The following is a 16,863-nucleotide window of genomic DNA, read 5'->3' on the forward strand; positions in this document are numbered from 1 at the left end:
CGACATCATCCGTGTGCAGACCGTGACCCGACCATGAATCCTATCCGCGCCGTAAAATTCCTCCCGATCGTGCTGGTGGCTGTGTACTGGGGCATCCGCCCTGCGCCGATCGAGGAAGCGTTGCCGCCTGCTCCCGCCACGCCGGTGGCATCGAGCGGGAACGTGGCGGTGTTGCCCGATTCGGATTCAGTGATCGTGCTGAACTGGCGCCAACTCGCCGACCTCGATTACCTTCGCGGTGCCGTGCCGCCGACGCTGGCACAGCTCAACGGACGGCGTGTCCGCCTGCCCGGCTTCATCGTTCCGTTGGAGGACTTTCAGGAGACGGCCAGGGAGTTCCTGCTGGTACCGTACTTCGGTGCCTGTGTGCACACGCCACCACCACCGCCCAATCAGATGCTCTTCGTTCGCATGAAGGGTGGACCGAAAGCACTGTCGATGTGGGAGCCGGTGTGGATAGAAGGAATACTGAAGATCGCGACGTACGACAGCCCATACGGTGCGGTGGGTTTTCAGATGACAGGCGAACGGATCGCGCCGTACCGGGAGGAGTGATGAGAACACTGCGACGTGCCTTCGCCGCCATGGTCATGAGTTTCGCGGCTCGCGCAGAGGCCCAGCATACGCATGGGGAGGCGCAACTCGACATCGGTATCGACGGCACCTCGGGCGCGATGGAATTGCGCATTCCCGGCGATGACCTGTACGGATTCGAGCATCAGCCCCGAACCGCGGTCGAGCGTGCGAAACGCGATTCCGTCGTCGCGAAGCTGCGCAGCCAGGTGTCGTCGCTCGTGCGATTCGATGCGGCCTTCGGTTGTGCGGTCACGCCAGGTCCGGTGCGTTTCTCAGCGGGCAAGCATGTCGAAGTCAGTGCACGCTACACGTTCAGCTGCCGCCGTGCACCGATTGGCCGCGATATCCGCTTCGGTGTCACGTCGGTGTTTCCGTCGGTGCACATTCTGCGCGTGCAGCTGGTCACGGACACTGCGCAGCTGAACACAACGATCACCGACGACAAGGGTGTAATACGACCGTAGTGCGACGGCAAGCATGATCACACGACCACGTCTTCTTCGACGTCGTCATCCACTTCCACGTCACTCCACTCCGGGAACGGGTCGGCGAACGTCTGCCACAACGCCGGCCCAGCGCGGAATTCGTATTCGGTCACGAGGCAGGCATCGAGCATGGCCACCAGCGATGGCTGATCGAGCCCCTGGCCGATGATGGCGATCTCCTGCCTACGGTCTCCCACTTCAGGGAGCCAGAGCGCGTCGATCACCGCGCGCTCTTCATCATCGACATCCCAGTCTTCCGGCTCACTGGCCGCGTACCAGTATCCTCCGGGATTGACCTCGAGCAGCTGACCGGCCTGCGACCACGTGCCGACAAGATCTGGCCGCGTGGCCGTCCAGAAGAACCCTTTGGCGCGCAGCACGCCGGGCAAGCCGATGTCGACGGCTGCCCACAGTCGCTCCGGGTGAAACGGCCGACGCGCTCGATATACAAAGCTGCCGATGCCGTACTCCTCGGTTTCCGGCACGTGCTCGCCGTTCAACTCCTTCTGCCAGCCCGGCGCGGCTTCCGCCTGCTCGAAATCGAAACGCCCGGTGGCCAGAATGCGCGACGGCGACACCACGCTGCGGGTGGCCACGATGAGCTCCGCTTCCGGGTTGAGATGATGCAGCAGCGCCTGCAACTCCCCGAGCGCCGTGTCGGTGAGCAAGTCGGATTTGTTGATCACGATGACGTTGGCGAACTCCACTTGATCGATGAGCAGATCGGGGATCGTGCGCTCATCGTCGTCGCCCAGTGCAAGCTGTCGCGCGCGTAGGTCATCGAGTGAACCGAGATCGGTGCGGAAGCGATGCGCATCGACCACGGTCACCATGGTGTCGAGGCGAGCCACCTGCGACAGCGACACCCCTTCTTCGGTTTCGAACGTGAACGTGGCCGCCACCGGGAGCGGCTCGCCGATACCCGTGCTCTCGATGAGCAGATAGTCGAAGCGCCCTTCCGCAGCCAGTCGCGCGACTTCCTTCAGCAGATCGTCGCGCAGCGTACAGCAGATGCAACCGTTGGTCATTTCGATCAGCGTTTCCTCGGTCCGCGACAGCGCCGCTTCGCCGCCGCGCACGAGCTGCGCGTCGATATTCACTTCGCTCATGTCATTCACGATGACCGCCACTCGCAGCCCGTCACGGTTGGCGAGCACATGATTGAGCAGCGTGGTCTTGCCGGCGCCGAGAAAGCCGGAAAGGACCGTGACAGGCAGGCGGCGGTCGGTGAGGATCTCGTTTGGTGCATTCACTTGGACTCCTTGAAGATCACGTGCCGCTGCAAGTGCGGATTGACTTATGGTATTGCGAACGTAGTATCAGTAATACATGGTCACGCAAGCCCCCCGCCCTCTCCGCTTGTCCACGCTGCTCGATCAGCAGCTCTGGTTTATCGGCCACGATATTCGGCACGCCGATGGCAACGCCCTCACGCGCTTCGGCTTCGAGCGCCGACACGGCTCGGCGGGCGGCACGACCTGTTATCAGCTGGCCTCCGAAGATCCCGCGCGCGACTTGGTGTGCTGGGGGTTCGGCGTGTACGTGGGTCCGGTGGACAATGCCGCGCGTCCGGCGCTGCACGACACGCCGCGAGAAACTCCACGCGGGGTGTTCCTTCAGCGGCACTCGCTCACCCCGCGATTGCTGTCAGGCCCCCTCGCACTGCCGCTGCACCAGCCCAGTGAACTTCCCTTGCTCCGGTCGCCGGTGACCCCGCACGACTGGCACGAGGTTCAGTCGGCGCTGGGACATCTTGCCGCCGAGCTGGCGCGATACGAACAGTGGGCGCGCGACACACTGGGTACGACGCATCGGGCGCAGGTGCTTGCGCAAGTGCCGCGTCACAAGCGGCGACGCTTCTGTGCGGCCACCGATCTCGCCGCGTCGTGGGACGCGCACGCTATGGTCTCCACGACGACAGATGTCCGCCGACGGGAGACGACAACGCGGGAGACGACAACGCGGAGCATAACCATGCGGCGCGGCGCAACGCCGCGTTACTCCACACCATTCAGCGGCGCGCGGTAAGCCAGCCGCGAAACAGCGCCAGCGCACCGGTGCTGTCGGGTTGAATCGCGGCGCCGCGCGCCTTCACATACCGCGCGTATACCGGTGCGGCCGCCGCCCGCAAACGGCCTTCCTGTTCGCTCTCCGGCGCGCCCTTGGGCACGGCAAACACAAAGCTGGACATCGTCGGCGCGGCACCAATGCTGGCCGGTGACTTGTACCACGTGTCGATACGACGGAAATCACGGGGCACCAACGTCCCGTTGGCGTCACCCTCCTCGCCGGCGCGTACGAAAAAATCCACCGCGTCGTCGGGATAGCCGAACAGGTATCCGTACCCACGCCAGCGCGGTGAACGCGGCGCATTCTCCACCGCGAGCACCACTTCGCGCGGATCGGTAGATGGCGTCACGCCCAGCATCGCAAAGAACGAGCGGTGCGCCTCGATCGTACGACGCACGGCGGCGCGATGGAAGATCACCATGGACGTGTTGCGGACCTCCGACGAATCACGACGGCGCTGTGTGGCGGTGAAGACCTGTACGAACACGCCGATCTCACCGCAAGTCAGCGCCGCCGCCACGCGACGTTGCTGTTCCAGCGTGACGAGGGCACTCGTATCCGGCGTCGGTGCGATGCGCACCAGAAGGTCGCGTACATCACTCGAAATGGGTTTGACCCCGCCGCCGAGCGTGTACAGCCCTTCCCGATCGGCAAACTCGAGCAACACCTGTTCAGCGACACGTCGATCTGCCGGTGCCAAGGTCGCTACCGAAAAACACGCCGCCGCCGTAGGCACTGTCGATCCCGACATCGCGGAACGCGCCGTACCTCGTGGCCCCACGCAAGCCGTACCGATAACGATCATCGCGAGCGCCATGCCAGCGCCACGCGTTATCCCCTCTCCAGACTACACGCGCTCCCGAGCCACACGGCTCTCAGTAGAATTCCACCATCAACGTGAGCGCTTGCGCCGCCAAGGCACGGCGTCCGTCGAACAACATCCCGCGGGTATGTCGCGCCGCCCCCGACAGGGACAATCGCGACGCCAGCGCGCCGTTTCGCACACGATCCCAGGCCAGCATCAGGTGCCCGCCAACAGCTGGCGCCGCAGCCACGGCGTAATCGGCGTCGGTCAGGATCGGCGTGAGGCGCGTGCCGCGAAATGCCTCGCGATCGGCCCTCGACACGGCGTCGTTCGAAACCCCGACTTCCAGCAGCCACGCCTGGTCAGCCTGCCGCCATCGGTGTCCCCCACTCATGGTGATGGGCAACCGTGTCACGCGCCACCGTGTTTCGGCCGCGACATCTCGGCGTTCGAGCGTATGCCACGCACCGTGTACGGACAGCATCCACGACGCCAGTGGGCGCACACCGCCCTGCCACCACTGGGTGGTCACCTGTAGGCGTTGCCCTTCGTCGGTCGCGTTCACCGCCGCAAACACCGGATCGCGTCCACGCGACGTCTCCTGCTGCGCCAACACATCCAACTCCACGCCGCGCTCCGCGCTTTGCCTGCGCACGGCCAGACGCCAATCACCGCGCACCCGTCGCGTCTGTCCACCGTTCACCGGTGCCGCAATGCCGTCGCGTACCGAATCCTGCTCCAGGCGAAGCGTGGCGCCGGTGGCCACGAACCACTTCAACGAGCGCCACGCATAGCCGCCCTGCACGCCCACCACCCCACCAAGCAAGGCCCGTTCGGCCGAGATCAACTGCGTACGATCGAAGGTGGCGATACCACGCAGTCGGAACACCACCGGCACTTCGGTGGTCGTGCCTCCGCCAATCTCCAGATCCTCGCGGTGCCATCCCACGATGGCCCCGGCGCCGAGTTGATGCGCGCCGGACTGCCAACGCAACGACGGCGACAGCTCCGCCACGCGCCGCCGATAGAGCGGACGCGGGTCCTCGCGCCGCGCGCCTTGCCCCAGCCCGTAGTCTACCGGAAGCGCCACGGTGATCCCCCGCCACGAGGGCGACACCAGCGCTGCCGCCAATCCCAGCCGGTCGCTGCGAAAGGTGCCACCCACCGAGTCAGCCCAGACATACCCCGAACGCAGCGACGGCGCCGACTGATTGCGCCAGCGCACGTCGTCTTCGCGCTGCCGACCGAACGTCGCCTGGCCCCACAGGCGCCACCGGCCAACGGACTGCGCACCGTCGGCCACCAGCATCACGTCCTGGTCGGTGGCCGCGTCCTGCGGTCGACGCAGGGCCCCCGTAGTACTGCGCGCGCGCACTCCATACCGACGCCACGACCGCGGCAGATCACCGTGGGCAGCTACGAGGCGCGCCACGCGCATCAGCCCCGGCGCGGTATCCTGTGCCACGAGCAAGCTGGAGCCTGTCCGACAACAGATGTTGAGCGGCGAGGTGGCACCATAGGGCGTCTCCTGCGCCAGCGTCGGCATGCTATCCAGCACCAATCCTGCGGCCAAGCCGCCCGCCCGCCGAGCCCACCGAGACCACCGCACGGTGCGACGAAGCGTCACGGCGTACCGAAGCCGCGTGGCGTGGGACGCGCGATGATCTCGAAGTCGGCGCTGCTGTTGTTGGAGTCGCGGAGCACGCGTCGGGTACCGATGGTGGTCGACACGCGACGTCGCGCCGACTCACTCGTATACGTGCCGCTGGCGAACACGAATCCGGCATCGAGGGCCGCCGGCACCCGCTTGTACGATGCGCTGTTGCCGTTCTGCAGCGCCTCGAACGCGTCCACGACGATCTCGTTGGGCACGCGCGTGACCCACGTCCCGGTGGTGCCCGGCACCAGCGTCGAATCGAGCGCCGCCACATTCGGCGTGCGGAAGATCACCACACCGGGGCCGAACACCGCAAGCAACCAGTCGAATCCGCCGCGATGGACGATACGCGTGAGGTTCGGCACGGTAGGCGAGTCGAGATCACGACCATCGGGACGTTCGTTGAAGGTCTCCCAATCCGCCGTCGCGAGATTGACCGGGCTCGCTGGATTGCCATTGGCATCACCGCGGTGATCGATGCCATCTTGAGCGATCACGATACTCTGCCCCGGCGCGATGGGACGTTGGCGCCCTGTACCGGGAATCTGCCAGATGCTGGTGACGAACACACTTCCCGCCTGCGCCTGCAGCGGCGTGGGAACGGTGGTCGGATTGATCTGTCCCGCCGGCCCGAACGCGTCGGCGATGAGCAATCCATCGACGAACACCGTGTCGGTGGCATTGTTGTAGATCTCCACGAATTGATCGGAGAAGTACACCCCGCCGCTCGGCGTGCGCGAGGCCGGATAGTACACCTCTTTGATCACCAGATCGCCAAGACGAGAACCGCTCAGGCGCTGCACGAACGGCGTCGTGGGGGCGGTAGTGATGACCCGTGCCGGGTCGAGGGCGTTGAGCGTCAATGCGGTACGCTGTCCGGTGAGTGCCAGCGCGCGATCCGCATCGAGCACAAGGCTGCTGGCAATGATGTAGCTGCCGGGCAGCACCCGCGGAAAGCGGGCCAGCCCCTGCGCATCGGCCACCGCCGTGTCGGTCACATTACGTTCGGTGCTGGTGAGCAACACGCGTGCGCCGGACGCGGCCGGTTGCGCGAAGGTCGTCGGCAGGGTGACCTGCACGTCGATGACGAACGTCTGTACTTCGACGGCATTGTCGCCGCACGCGGCCGACAATCCGAGGATTGCCGTTGCGACGATGGGACGGGAGCGGGTCACGATACGCGACCGGAGGAACGACGAAGCGAACATGGTGGGGGAGGTCAGGGAAGAATGGGAAGTGCCGCGAGAAACTCGAGACCGAAAAAGGCGGGCTGATTACGTCGTTCGAAGCCGATCTGACGCTGCCGCTGATAAAGGGGCCGATCCGCCAGCGCGTTGTTGGCGAAGAGCGCCACCTGCGTGCGCCCGGGGAGCGTCTTGGTGAGACGCAGGTTGAGCAGATGCAGCGGAGGACGGCGCTCCCATCTGCCTTCGAGCGGCGTGACGGTGCGCACCAGCGCGGCGAACGCCGGCGACGTGGCCTGCTCCACCGTCAGCGTCGTAATACGCCCGCTGCGGTCGACGTAGCCCACGGGCACCCCGTCGGTACGTCCAACCGGCCGATCGTCTTCATGCCACGTGGTCTGCCACAACAGCGAGACCACGAGGCCGAGTGTGGGTGCCCGATGTACGAGACGCACGGACGTGAGGGCGCGCTCCGACTCGATCCCACGACCACCGGCGTACACCCCGACTCGCGCCGGCTGTACCGATCCGCTGATGAATTGCTCGACCGGGATGTCCACATCGTCATCGCGCGCCACGGTGCGAAACCATGCACCGCTCACCGAGAATTGCGTGCGAAGCCGCTTCCATTCCGGGCTGTCCGCCGTGAACTCCGCACCGGTGGTGGCAATATCACGACTATTGCGTGGCACGTCGTACAGGCCGACGAACGAATCCACACGGATCGGTACCGTGTTCAGCACCGGGGGTCGCCCCACCGGGAACGACGCCGCGCTGAACTGGGGGACAGCAATACCGATCGGCACGCGACTCGTACCGAACGCACCGCGCGTCTGCTCACGAAAGACGGCCACCGTACCACTACTCCGCCCTGCCTGCCAGTCGATACCCGTTTCTGATTTCGTCGCACGTGCGGAGCGCAGCGCCTGCGGCTGCACGTTGACCGCGCGCGTGGTGAACAGCACCAGTCGTTCGGCAGGATTCGCCGCGTAATAGTTGAACGACGTGAGATCGAAGTAGCGCGGCAGCGGGTAGAGCTGCGACAACGTGGGCGCTTTCGTGGTGGTACCGTGTGACACACGCCACGAGACATGACGGGTAATCGTCGTGCTGAGCGACAGACGCGGCACCACCTGCGCACCGTGCGCACTGCCGCTCACCGACGGATCGATGGCGTCGAGTCGCACACCGGCGCTGGCGTCGACGGCATGCCCGAGCACGAGCGCCCGCACCCGATGTTCGGCGTACGCCGCCAGTTGTGTTTGCGCCGGAATCTGATCGAACGACTGCGGTCGATCACCCACGCCGTAGTTCTGTCGCGGCGGCTCGATGGGATTGAAGAGCCGACCCGCTCCAGCGTTCTCGTCGAGGCGCAGCTCGAGCCCGAACACCGGGTCGTTTCGCGTACCACGCCATGATCGTGAGCGGCGCGTTTCCAATCGGGCATACCCGTTGCGCGGGTTCCCATCCACGGTGAGCTGCGCGAGATACTCGCTTCGCCCGTACACGCCCGGCGCCAGCGTATCGATGCGCGCGGCCGAGAGTGGGAAGATGTCGCGGGTTATGAGCTCTTGGTACGTGGACTGCTGCGTCGCCAGGTTGCCGCTGGCGGTGAGTTCGGTGACCCAGCCCGTGCGGGCGCCAAGCCGCAGCCGCAGGTCCATCCGTGCGCCCTGATCACGCGACGTCACGCGCCGTTGATAGCGCCGATCGTCCGGATCCTGTCGGCTTTCGTCGACGACACCGAACCCGCGGAGCCGCACGGACGCGCCAACGCGCGGACGCTCGTGCGTGAACGCCAGCTGCGTGGTGTAGCGGGTGAAGCGATCGAGCGTGGAGCGCGGGTCGTCCTGACTCGACACCACGTTGGCGTCGAACGAGAGTCCGTCGCGGGTGGCGCGTCCCCAACCGGCCACGGTGCTCGCTTCCAGCGTCTGCGGGTTGGCGCGTACCCGAAATTCCGGGGCCTGCGCACCCGCGCGCGATGTGACCAGAATGGCGCCGGCCGTGAGATCCCCATGACGGGCACTGGGCACCCCGCGAACGACTTCCACCGACTCGATCTGATCGGCCGGAATCTGGCGCAGATCGAGCCCGCGGCCGGCCGTGCTCGAGAACTGCGGCAGCGTGTTGGGACCACTGTTGAGAATCGTCAGCGTCGTCTGCAGATTGGCGTTGTTCGAAACCGGTACGCCGTCCAGCACCACACTGGTGCCCAGCGCGTTCGCGCGCTCGGCTTCCGCACCGGGCCCGGGATCACGGGAATTGGCGGTGGGCGCTTGCCGCAACAGTGCCTGTCGGGCGCCGGCCAGCGTCGGATTCACCGCCGCTTGACCAGGCACCAGTTGGAGCAAGTCGGCGAGACTCGAGGCTTGCACGTGCTCGATGGCATCGCGTCCGATGCGCGAAACACTGGACCCTTCGGCGGAGCGAGCGATTTCGGTGGCCGTGACCACGACCTGCTCCAATTCCGGAGCCCGCGCGGCGAGTCGCACGAAAAGCCGCAAGGAGTCGGGTCCGCAGGGGCGGATGGGGAGATACCGCTCCGCGAGCCCGGGCGCGGTGACATGCAACTGGGTCTGATCAGGACCGATGTCGGTCAGTACGAATCGGCCGTCAGGGCCGGTGGAAACTCGCCGCTCGCCGATAGCGACTTGCGCGCTACGCACCGGCGTGCGTTGCGGCAGGCGCTCGACGATTCCCGTGACTACTGCGGAGACGCACGAAGATTGCGCATGGATATTCGACCATGGCGTCAGCATAAGAGCAGCAACAAAGCAGTTACTTCTTTTCCGTAATACTGGGGAGAAGTGATGGTACAGAGCGGCGTTGGGATTGGACACTTGCGAACGATAGTTCAGTATCAATTAAAAGCAAAGCACCGGGCACTTTTTACGTGTTACGAGATACTAATCCGCATGCCATTTGAATCCCTTCGCGCTCAGCGACCCACGATCGGAGGGACCTTCACCGCGCTCGCGCTCTTGTCCCTCGCCGCCTGCTCCAGCTCGTCGGAGGCGCCCGTGCAGCCGCCCACGCTCCCCGACCCGCCAAGTACTGCTACGCCTACGCTCACCCGCACAGTCGTGATGTCGGGTCTCAGCAGTCCGTGGGATATCGCCGCTGCGAGCGATGGCACACTGTTCTTCACCGAACGATGCCGAGGGCTCTCCGTGCGGCATACCGACGGCTCTGTAACGCGCCTATTCGGTACCGCCGGGTCGTCGCTCGTGGCGGCCGATCTGCTCTGCCAAGGACAGAGTGGCGTGCACGGTATCGCCCTCGATCCGGCGTTCGCGACCAATCGCGTGGCCTACGTATTCATGACGTCGACCGCGACCACACCACGCACCAATCGCGTGGTGAGGCTCGTGCTGGGCACCGACCTGCGTTCGGCGAGCGGCCGCACCGACATCATCGCCGACATCGCGTTCAAGAATGCGGCGAATGCGCACGGTGGTGCCGGTGCGCACAGTGGCGGTCGACTGCGCTTCGGGCCCGACGGCTACCTGTACGTTGCCACCGGCGACAACCACAGCGGCACCATTCCGCAAAGCCCCACGGTGCTGGGCGGCAAAGTACTGCGCGTAACCACCAGCGGTGCCGCCGCGCCGGGCAACAACGCACCGGCCGGATTCGACGCGCGCATTTACTCCTACGGCCATCGCAACGTGCAGGGCATCAGCTTCCGCCCCGGCAGCGGGCAGCTGTTCGTGGCGGATCATGGTCCGAATCACAGCGACGAAGTCACCCCGCTCGTGGCCGGTGGCAACGGTGGATGGGATCCGCAGAACCGCCCGTCGTTGAACTGCGCCGACGGCTACTGCGGCTACGCCGGCAATGCAAGCACGATGCCGATGACGGACCTTGCGCGCTTCCCGAACGCCTTGCGCCCGTCGTGGTCAAACAGCGGCGCGTCACAGGGCATGGGGCCGCTCGTGTTTCTCACCGGCACGGCGTGGCGCGGATGGAACGGCCGCCTGGCCGTGGGCCTCATGGCCGGCCAGCGCATCGATGTGCTCACCATCGACAACGCGGGCGTCGCCACCGAGCGCGTGAACGCCGACCTGCCCGGCACGCGTTATCGTGCGCTCACGATGGGGCCGGATGGATCGCTGTACGTGGTCACTGACAGCGGCGAGATCTGGCGGGTGACGCCTGGGGTGTAGGAAAAAGAGATTGATGCGGCCTGCTCGATATCGCGTGCCGTATGGCCGCAGAACTGATCACACAGAGAAAAGGAGAAAGAGAGGAAAGGAGCACACGTCGAAGAAGGGCACCGTTGCTCACCCCGGAAACAGCCCCGTACTCAAATACCGATCGCCGCGGTCACACACGATGAACACGATCGTCGCATTCTCCACCTCGGCCGCGACCCGCAACGCGATCACACACGCCCCCGCCGCCGACGGTCCGCAGAAAATGCCTTCCTCCGCCGCCATTCGGCGCGCCATCTCTTCGGCCTCCGCCTGCGAGACCTGCTCGATACGATCCACTTCGGCCGGCAGGTAAATCTTCGGCTGATACGCTGGCGACCATTTGCGAATACCGGCAATCTGCGAGCCTTCCGACGGCTGCGCGCCGATGATCGTCACGCCTGCGTTCTGCTCGCGGAGGAAGCGTGACACACCCATGATCGTGCCGGTGGTCCCCATCGCACTCACGAAGTGCGTGACGCCACCCTGCGTATCGCGCCAGATCTCCGGACCGGTCGTCTCGTAGTGCGCGCGCGGATTGTCGGGATTCGCGAACTGGTCGAGCACGCGTCCCTCGCCGTTCGCTTGCATCGACATCGCCCGATCGCGCGCGTACTCCATGCCGCCCTGCGCCGCCGGCGTGAGAATCAACTCGGCGCCGTACGCCCGCATGGACGCGCGACGCTCCACGCTCAGATTGTCGGGCATGAGCAGCGTCATGCGATAGCCGGTCATCGCCGCAATCATCGCCATCGCGATGCCGGTGTTGCCGCTCGTTGCCTCGATCAAGCGATCGCCCGGTGTGATCTCGCCGCGCGCCTCGGCACCGCGGATCATCGACAACACCGGGCGGTCCTTCACCGAACCCCCTGGATTGTTGCCTTCGAGTTTCCCCAGAATCACCGTGCCGCCCGCGGTCACGGCGGCATCGGGAATGCGCTGCAAACGCACCAGCGGGGTGTTGCCAATCGTACGATCGATAGTGGGATACATCAGTGAGTGAACTGTACGGCGAAGGTCATGAAGCGAAGCGGTTAGCTGATCCACCCGCAGATTCGCGCGCCGGATGACGCGCGCGCCTCTCCGATAATGTCAGCATTCCCCGCCAACAGCAGCAAGGCGGCAACGAACTAACGAAAATGTTTGGTATCCGGATCCAGCGACGCCGGTTTCCCAACCCCTTCCGCGATCGAGTACGACGTCGCGATCGGCACGATGGCCGCTGCCAGCAGGGACGACCCCAACAGTCCGACCCCGAAAAAGAGCGTCGCGAATGATCGCAGCACCATCACCAACGTGATGAGCGTGCCGGCGGCGGTCGCGCTTACCCACGCGGGAAGCCCGCCCAGCGGGCCGGCGGCCGCCACACCGGCGTACTCGGCGCAGAGCGTGCCGACGGCGGCGAACAACTGCCTGAGCACCGCCACGGGAACTGCACCAGCACTACCGTGGATGCAGGAATGATTTAGAGCAGCCGGTAGCCGTACTCCGCACCCAAGATCGAGTACGTCGTGATACCGGCCGCATCATCGTCGGAGAGACCGGCCAGCAATCCGGGCCCCATCACCGCGAGCAGAGAGGCCAACGCGTTGGCCCCAGCCAATCGCATCGCCGCGAAGCGCGCAGTAATCCCCCGCTTATGGTGTGCAACAGCGTTGGTCGGAGCGCGCGTGACGCGGTGGTTCACTATTTGATGGTGATGGTGGGTTTGCGGTTATCAGGCACGAAGCGATCACGCGCTGGCATGCGCACGGCGCGTAGCGTCGCCGCATTGAGCGTTGCGGTGTCGGAGATTATGGCGTTGGCCGACAGCAGGTACGCGGTCACGGCGTACACGTCGTCGTCAGTCATCGAGCCGGGTGTAGCAAACGGCATCGCGCGTTTGATGTAGTCGAAGAGCGTCGTGGCATACGGCCAATAGTTGCCGATCGTTTTGGTCTTGTTGGTCGTGGAGAACTGAAACTCGGGCTTCGGAGCGTCGGCGGAGTCGCGTCCCACGAGCTTCGGGAACGTGGGCAGTCCTTCGCCCTTGGCGCCATGACACTGCGAACACTGCGCCGCGTACACGGCGGCGCCACGCGTCACCGTTCCGCTCCCATCAGGAAGTTCGAGTCCATCGGACCCGATGTCCTGATTCATGACCGCGATGGCGGAATCGGCGGCAGGATGACCCAGCGCATAAAGCTGCTTGGCGCCAGGACCACCGGGCACCTTCCCCGCATCGTACGACGTGAACGCGGCGTTGGACGACGCATTCATCGCCGCGTTCGGTGTGTTCGATGAGCCTGAGCAGCCGCAGAGCGCCAAGGCCGCGAATGTACAGACCACATGAATTGGTCGCATGATCAGGTGTCTCCGTGGAAAGTGACGGCACCGCTGCGATCGACCTTCCAGCCGACGATCTGATTGTAGTGATAGTCCGTGTATGCGCCGCGCTCGGCGACCATCGCCGAACGCGTGGGCTGCACGTAGCCAGCATCGTCGGTGGCGCGACTGAGCAGCACCGCATCGGCGCCCTGCCAATTCCACATATACTGAAAGCGCACCGTGCTCTTGGGCTGCGGCGTGTTCAGCAGCTCGGCGTCGTGCCATGTGGCGCCGCCGTCGATACTCACCTCCACGCGCGTAATGCGACCGCGGCCACTCCACGCGAGTCCATTCACACTGTGCCATCCACGCGCGGTGATCGTGTTCGGATAGCACGGTGACGTGATCACCGACTTGGCGTCGATCTCGAACGTAAAAATGCGCGCCGTGCCGTCGGGCATCGGGTCGGTGTACTTCGAGGTCTCCCAGCGTGTCATCCACGGCTTCGTGCCCAGTTCGAGACGACGGAGCCACTTCACATTGCTGTTGCCCTCGAAGCCGGGAAGGAGCAAGCGCATGGGGTAGCCCTGCGCCGGCCGCAACGGTTCACCATTCTGCGCCCACACGATCATGGCATCATCCCAGGCCTTCGCGATCGGAATCGAACGCGCCAGCTTGCACGAATCACCGCCCTCGGCCAGAAACCACGTGGCATTCGGCTGCACACCGACTTCACGAAACAGCGTGGCCAACGGCACGCCGGTCCACTCCGACGTGCTGAAGAGTCCGGCCAGCGGCTGTGGCGTGGTGTCCGGCTTGGGATCGCGGTATCCGGCGCCCCCGTTGCCCGAGCACTCGATGAAGTACGTGCGCGTGATCTGCGGGAATCGCTTGATGTCGCTCACGGTGAACGACATCGGGTGATCCACGAGCCCGTGAATCGTGAGCGTATGCCGCTCGGGGTCGAGCGTGGGAATCCCGGCGTGATGTCGCTCGAAGTGCAGGTCGGCTGGCGTAATGGTGCCGGTCAGATCCTGAAGCGGTGTGCGCGAACTCCCCACGGGTGTGCCGTTGGGGATGCGCGTGGGGGCGAAGTACTCCGAGCGTGCACCGAGCGCGGCCGTAGGCGCGCCGGGCATCGCGGTGGCGTCGAGGGGCGCCACCGGACGCGGGGGAGGCACGGCGGGCGCCGGAGGAACCGCGCCGCCCTGTCCTTCGACGGCCAGCGGGAGTCCAGCGAGGGCGGCGCCGCCGAGGAATCCGGCAGCGCCAGCAAGCAGGTCACGACGAGAGAGGTCGGTCATAGCGCAAACATACTGCGCGAGGACGGTCCCGGCAGGGAGGCGTGCGTGGTTGCCTATTCCTCGAACAGATATCGGAAGAACCGTTCCGGCGCCGCCAGGAAATCCCTCGTGATCCGAAAGTGGTCGGTATCGCGATAGTCGATCTGCTCGATAACTCCATTGTCGAGACTCAAAACCGTGGCCCCGGGAAACGCCAACAGCATTGGACTATGGGTCGCGATCACGAACTGCGCTTCGCGCGTGACGGTGAGTCGATGCAGGATCTGCAGGAAGGCCAGCTGGCGTTGCGGCGACAGCGCGGCCTCCGGTTCATCGAGCAGGAACAAGCCGTCTTCGAAGCGATGCTCGAAGAGGGACAGAAACGCTTCGCCATGCGACTTGGCGTGCAGCGAGTCGCCGCCGTAGCGCGCAAAGTTGCTGTCGAGCGACTCGAGCGTGGTGGCGAAGTTGAAGAACGTTTCGGCCCGCATGAAAAACCCTTCCGTGGTGCGCTGCCGCCAACCCAAGCGAAGCGCACGGCCGAGTTCACAGCCGTCAACGTTTTCGGCAAACTGATGATCGCGGTTGCCGCCCTGCGCGCCGAATCCCACGCTCCAGGCCAGCGCCTCGAGGAGTGTCGACTTTCCGGATCCGTTCTCACCCACGAGGAACGTGACCGGCGTGGTGAACTCGATCGACAGGCCGTGCTGCAGCAGCGGGATCTCGAAGGGATGCACGCCGGACTGCACGCGCTCCTCACGCAATTCGAGGTGCGTCAGGAAGGGACTACCGGGAGTGCCACGCATGGTGGAAGAGTGGCTGAGGGGCGCACCTCGGGGCAACAGCCACGGCTGCGCTTGCTTGTACACTCGGTTCGGCGCGAAATTGACCCGCCATAAGGGCAGTCAAGGTCATGAGGGTCACCGACGGTCACGGACAGGAGCTTTTCGCATGGCACGAACACACCCGCGCATCACGCAGGCGATTGCCCTCACCGGTATCGCCATCGTGGGCATCGCTACGGCGCGGTACGACGCACCGCTGGCGGCACAGGACGCCGCGCCCACGTTCACCAAGGACGTGGCGCCGATTCTGTACAAGAACTGCACCACCTGTCATCGGCCGGGCGGCCTCGGTCCGTTCTCGCTAATCGACTACGACAGCGCGAAGGCCAACGTCGACGACCTGCGCGATGCGGTGAAGTCGGGCTATATGCCGCCGTGGCACGCGGAAGGTCCGCACGGCACGTTCCTCAACGATCGTCGCTTGTCCGACCTGGAGAAATCGACGATCGTGCGGTGGATCGACGCCGGCGCCAGGAAGGGCGACGAGAAGAAGGCGCCACCCAAGCCCGTGTACGCCACCGGCTGGGAGATCGGCACGCCCGACGCTATTGTGGCGATGACGGAGGATTTCACCGTCCCGGCGTCGGGCACGGTGGAGTATCAGTACTTCGAGATCCCCACGAATTTCACCGAAGACAAGTGGGTATCGGCCATCGAGTTCATGCCCGGTGCGCGTGAAGTCGTGCACCACGTGCTCGTGTACGCGAAGGTGCCGCCGAATGCCAATCCCAATCCGAACGCCGCCCGCCCGGCGCCGCTATCGGCGGGTGCAGCGCGACCGAAGCCGTTGTTTGTTCGGAAGCCGCAGTACGACCCGCCCAACGATCCGCCGCGTATCGACACCAAGCATGGCCCGCCCCGTCAGCTCGGCGTGCTCATCGGCGGCACCGCGCCCGGCACGAATGTGATGACGTTCCCAGCGGGCACCGCCCTTCGCGTACGCGCCGGCACCGTGCTCACGTTCCAGATGCACTACACGGCGCACGGGCACGAGATGAAAGACCGCACCAGCGTCGGCTTCCGCTTTGCCAGTGAGATGCCCGACGAAGAGATGCGTATGGGCGCCTACATCAACGGTGCGTTCACGTTGCCGGCCGGACAGAAAGACATCGCCGTCACGGCGGATCTCGAGCCCACAGAGCCGATCAAGCTCTGGGGACTGCTTCCTCACACGCACCTGCGCGGCACCCGCTGGAAGTACACGCTCGACAAGCCGGACGGCACCTCGCAGATCGTGCTGGATGTGCCGCGATACGACTTCAACTGGCAAACGTACTACTTTTTCAAGGAACCGATCGACATCCCGGCCGGCGGCAAACTCGTCTCGACCGCGTGGTATGACAACTCCGCGACGAGCAAGAGCAACCCGGACGCCAGCAAGGATGTGAAGTGGGGCGACCAGACGTGGGAGGAGATGCAGTACACCGGCTATCTGTTCACTGTCCCCAGCCGACG

The 16,863-nt window shown here is 65.1% G+C and carries 15 protein-coding genes; 5 read left to right on the top strand and 10 right to left on the bottom strand.

From position 1 onward, the window contains the following. The first annotated feature begins 33 nt into the window (after window positions 1-33). Both ACESNG_RS05130 and ACESNG_RS05135 read left to right on the top strand, forming a co-directional pair. Window positions 34-555, top strand: a complete 522-nt coding sequence (locus ACESNG_RS05130) for a DUF3299 domain-containing protein (protein WP_373063421.1) — start codon at window positions 34-36, stop codon at window positions 553-555. Continuing rightward, window positions 555-1,040 (top strand): DUF2796 domain-containing protein, encoded by a 486-nt coding sequence (locus tag ACESNG_RS05135; RefSeq protein ID WP_373068072.1) that lies wholly within the window; start codon window positions 555-557, stop codon window positions 1,038-1,040. Before ACESNG_RS05130 ends, ACESNG_RS05135 begins: the two co-directional genes overlap by 1 nt. 17 nt (window positions 1,041-1,057) lie before the next feature. On the opposite strand, the gene ACESNG_RS05140 is transcribed toward ACESNG_RS05135, so the two are convergent. Further along, window positions 1,058-2,314 carry a GTP-binding protein gene (locus ACESNG_RS05140; RefSeq protein ID WP_373063417.1) on the bottom strand — a complete coding sequence of 419 codons (1,257 nt, stop codon included), beginning with the start codon at window positions 2,312-2,314 and terminating at the stop codon, window positions 1,058-1,060. Between the two features lie 76 nt (window positions 2,315-2,390). Here ACESNG_RS05140 and ACESNG_RS05145 point away from each other — a divergent pair, with 76 nt between their 5' ends. Continuing rightward, window positions 2,391-3,089 carry a hypothetical protein gene (locus ACESNG_RS05145; protein ID WP_373068074.1) on the top strand — a complete coding sequence of 233 codons (699 nt, stop codon included), beginning with the start codon at window positions 2,391-2,393 and terminating at the stop codon, window positions 3,087-3,089. On the opposite strand, the gene ACESNG_RS05150 is transcribed toward ACESNG_RS05145, so the two are convergent. From ACESNG_RS05150 to ACESNG_RS05165, 4 genes are read right to left on the bottom strand one after another with little or no spacing between them, the layout of a single operon-like run. Next, window positions 3,073-3,948: a hypothetical protein gene (locus ACESNG_RS05150; RefSeq protein ID WP_373068076.1), complete on the bottom strand. Its 876-nt coding sequence runs from the start codon at window positions 3,946-3,948 to the stop codon at window positions 3,073-3,075. The two genes, ACESNG_RS05145 and ACESNG_RS05150, sit on opposite strands and share 17 nt — an antisense overlap. A gap of 58 nt (window positions 3,949-4,006) precedes the next feature. After that, window positions 4,007-5,563 carry a DUF6850 family outer membrane beta-barrel protein gene (locus ACESNG_RS05155; protein WP_373063411.1) on the bottom strand — a complete coding sequence of 519 codons (1,557 nt, stop codon included), beginning with the start codon at window positions 5,561-5,563 and terminating at the stop codon, window positions 4,007-4,009. Beyond that, complete coding sequence (locus ACESNG_RS05160) at window positions 5,560-6,801, bottom strand: DUF4876 domain-containing protein (protein ID WP_373063409.1); 1,242 nt, start codon at window positions 6,799-6,801, stop codon at window positions 5,560-5,562. The genes ACESNG_RS05155 and ACESNG_RS05160 overlap by 4 nt, the downstream gene beginning before the upstream one ends. 11 nt (window positions 6,802-6,812) lie before the next feature. Then, window positions 6,813-9,446: a TonB-dependent receptor plug domain-containing protein gene (locus tag ACESNG_RS05165; RefSeq protein ID WP_373063407.1), complete on the bottom strand. Its 2,634-nt coding sequence runs from the start codon at window positions 9,444-9,446 to the stop codon at window positions 6,813-6,815. A 249-nt stretch (window positions 9,447-9,695) separates the two neighbouring features. Here ACESNG_RS05165 and ACESNG_RS05170 point away from each other — a divergent pair, with 249 nt between their 5' ends. Continuing rightward, window positions 9,696-10,946, top strand: a complete 1,251-nt coding sequence (locus tag ACESNG_RS05170; protein ID WP_373063405.1) for a sorbosone dehydrogenase family protein — start codon at window positions 9,696-9,698, stop codon at window positions 10,944-10,946. A 117-nt stretch (window positions 10,947-11,063) separates the two neighbouring features. Here the strand turns inward: ACESNG_RS05170 and cysM are convergent, their stop codons facing one another. The 5 genes from cysM to ACESNG_RS05195 all read right to left on the bottom strand — a co-directional run bounded on the left by cysM (window position 11,064) and on the right by ACESNG_RS05195 (window position 15,369). Beyond that, window positions 11,064-11,969: a cysteine synthase CysM gene (cysM, locus tag ACESNG_RS05175; protein WP_373068082.1), complete on the bottom strand. Its 906-nt coding sequence runs from the start codon at window positions 11,967-11,969 to the stop codon at window positions 11,064-11,066. 134 nt (window positions 11,970-12,103) lie between these two features. Continuing rightward, entirely contained in the window at window positions 12,104-12,400 is a 297-nt protein-coding gene (locus ACESNG_RS05180; protein WP_373068078.1) for a hypothetical protein, read from the bottom strand. 259 nt (window positions 12,401-12,659) lie between these two features. Then, entirely contained in the window at window positions 12,660-13,316 is a 657-nt protein-coding gene (locus ACESNG_RS05185; RefSeq protein WP_373068080.1) for a c-type cytochrome, read from the bottom strand. A 2-nt stretch (window positions 13,317-13,318) separates the two neighbouring features. Beyond that, window positions 13,319-14,584, bottom strand: coding sequence for a sulfite dehydrogenase (gene soxC / locus ACESNG_RS05190; RefSeq protein WP_373063401.1), 1,266 nt, complete (start codon window positions 14,582-14,584; stop codon window positions 13,319-13,321). Window positions 14,585-14,637: 53 nt separating this feature from the next. Beyond that, entirely contained in the window at window positions 14,638-15,369 is a 732-nt protein-coding gene (locus ACESNG_RS05195; RefSeq protein ID WP_373063400.1) for an AAA family ATPase, read from the bottom strand. Between the two features lie 145 nt (window positions 15,370-15,514). On the opposite strand from ACESNG_RS05195, the gene ACESNG_RS05200 reads away from it, so the two are divergent. After that, window positions 15,515-16,863, top strand: a 1,349-nt coding sequence (locus ACESNG_RS05200) for a cytochrome c (RefSeq protein WP_373063398.1), incomplete at its 3' end; no start/stop codon positions are given.

This window comes from Gemmatimonas sp., from assembly GCF_041689975.1.
GTDB lineage: Bacteria > Gemmatimonadota > Gemmatimonadetes > Gemmatimonadales > Gemmatimonadaceae > Gemmatimonas.

Coding starts and splice junctions, on each gene's coding strand:
- ACESNG_RS05130 (WP_373063421.1), top strand. CDS start 34: ATGAATCCTATCCGCGCCGTAAAATTCCTCCCGATCGTGCTGGTGGCT.
- ACESNG_RS05135 (WP_373068072.1), top strand. CDS start 555: ATGAGAACACTGCGACGTGCCTTCGCCGCCATGGTCATGAGTTTCGCG.
- ACESNG_RS05145 (WP_373068074.1), top strand. CDS start 2,391: ATGGTCACGCAAGCCCCCCGCCCTCTCCGCTTGTCCACGCTGCTCGAT.
- ACESNG_RS05150 (WP_373068076.1), bottom strand. CDS start 3,948: ATGGCGCTCGCGATGATCGTTATCGGTACGGCTTGCGTGGGGCCACGA.
- ACESNG_RS05160 (WP_373063409.1), bottom strand. CDS start 6,801: ATGTTCGCTTCGTCGTTCCTCCGGTCGCGTATCGTGACCCGCTCCCGT.
- ACESNG_RS05170 (WP_373063405.1), top strand. CDS start 9,696: ATGCCATTTGAATCCCTTCGCGCTCAGCGACCCACGATCGGAGGGACC.
- ACESNG_RS05185 (WP_373068080.1), bottom strand. CDS start 13,316: ATGCGACCAATTCATGTGGTCTGTACATTCGCGGCCTTGGCGCTCTGC.
- soxC (WP_373063401.1), bottom strand. CDS start 14,584: ATGACCGACCTCTCTCGTCGTGACCTGCTTGCTGGCGCTGCCGGATTC.
- ACESNG_RS05195 (WP_373063400.1), bottom strand. CDS start 15,369: ATGCGTGGCACTCCCGGTAGTCCCTTCCTGACGCACCTCGAATTGCGT.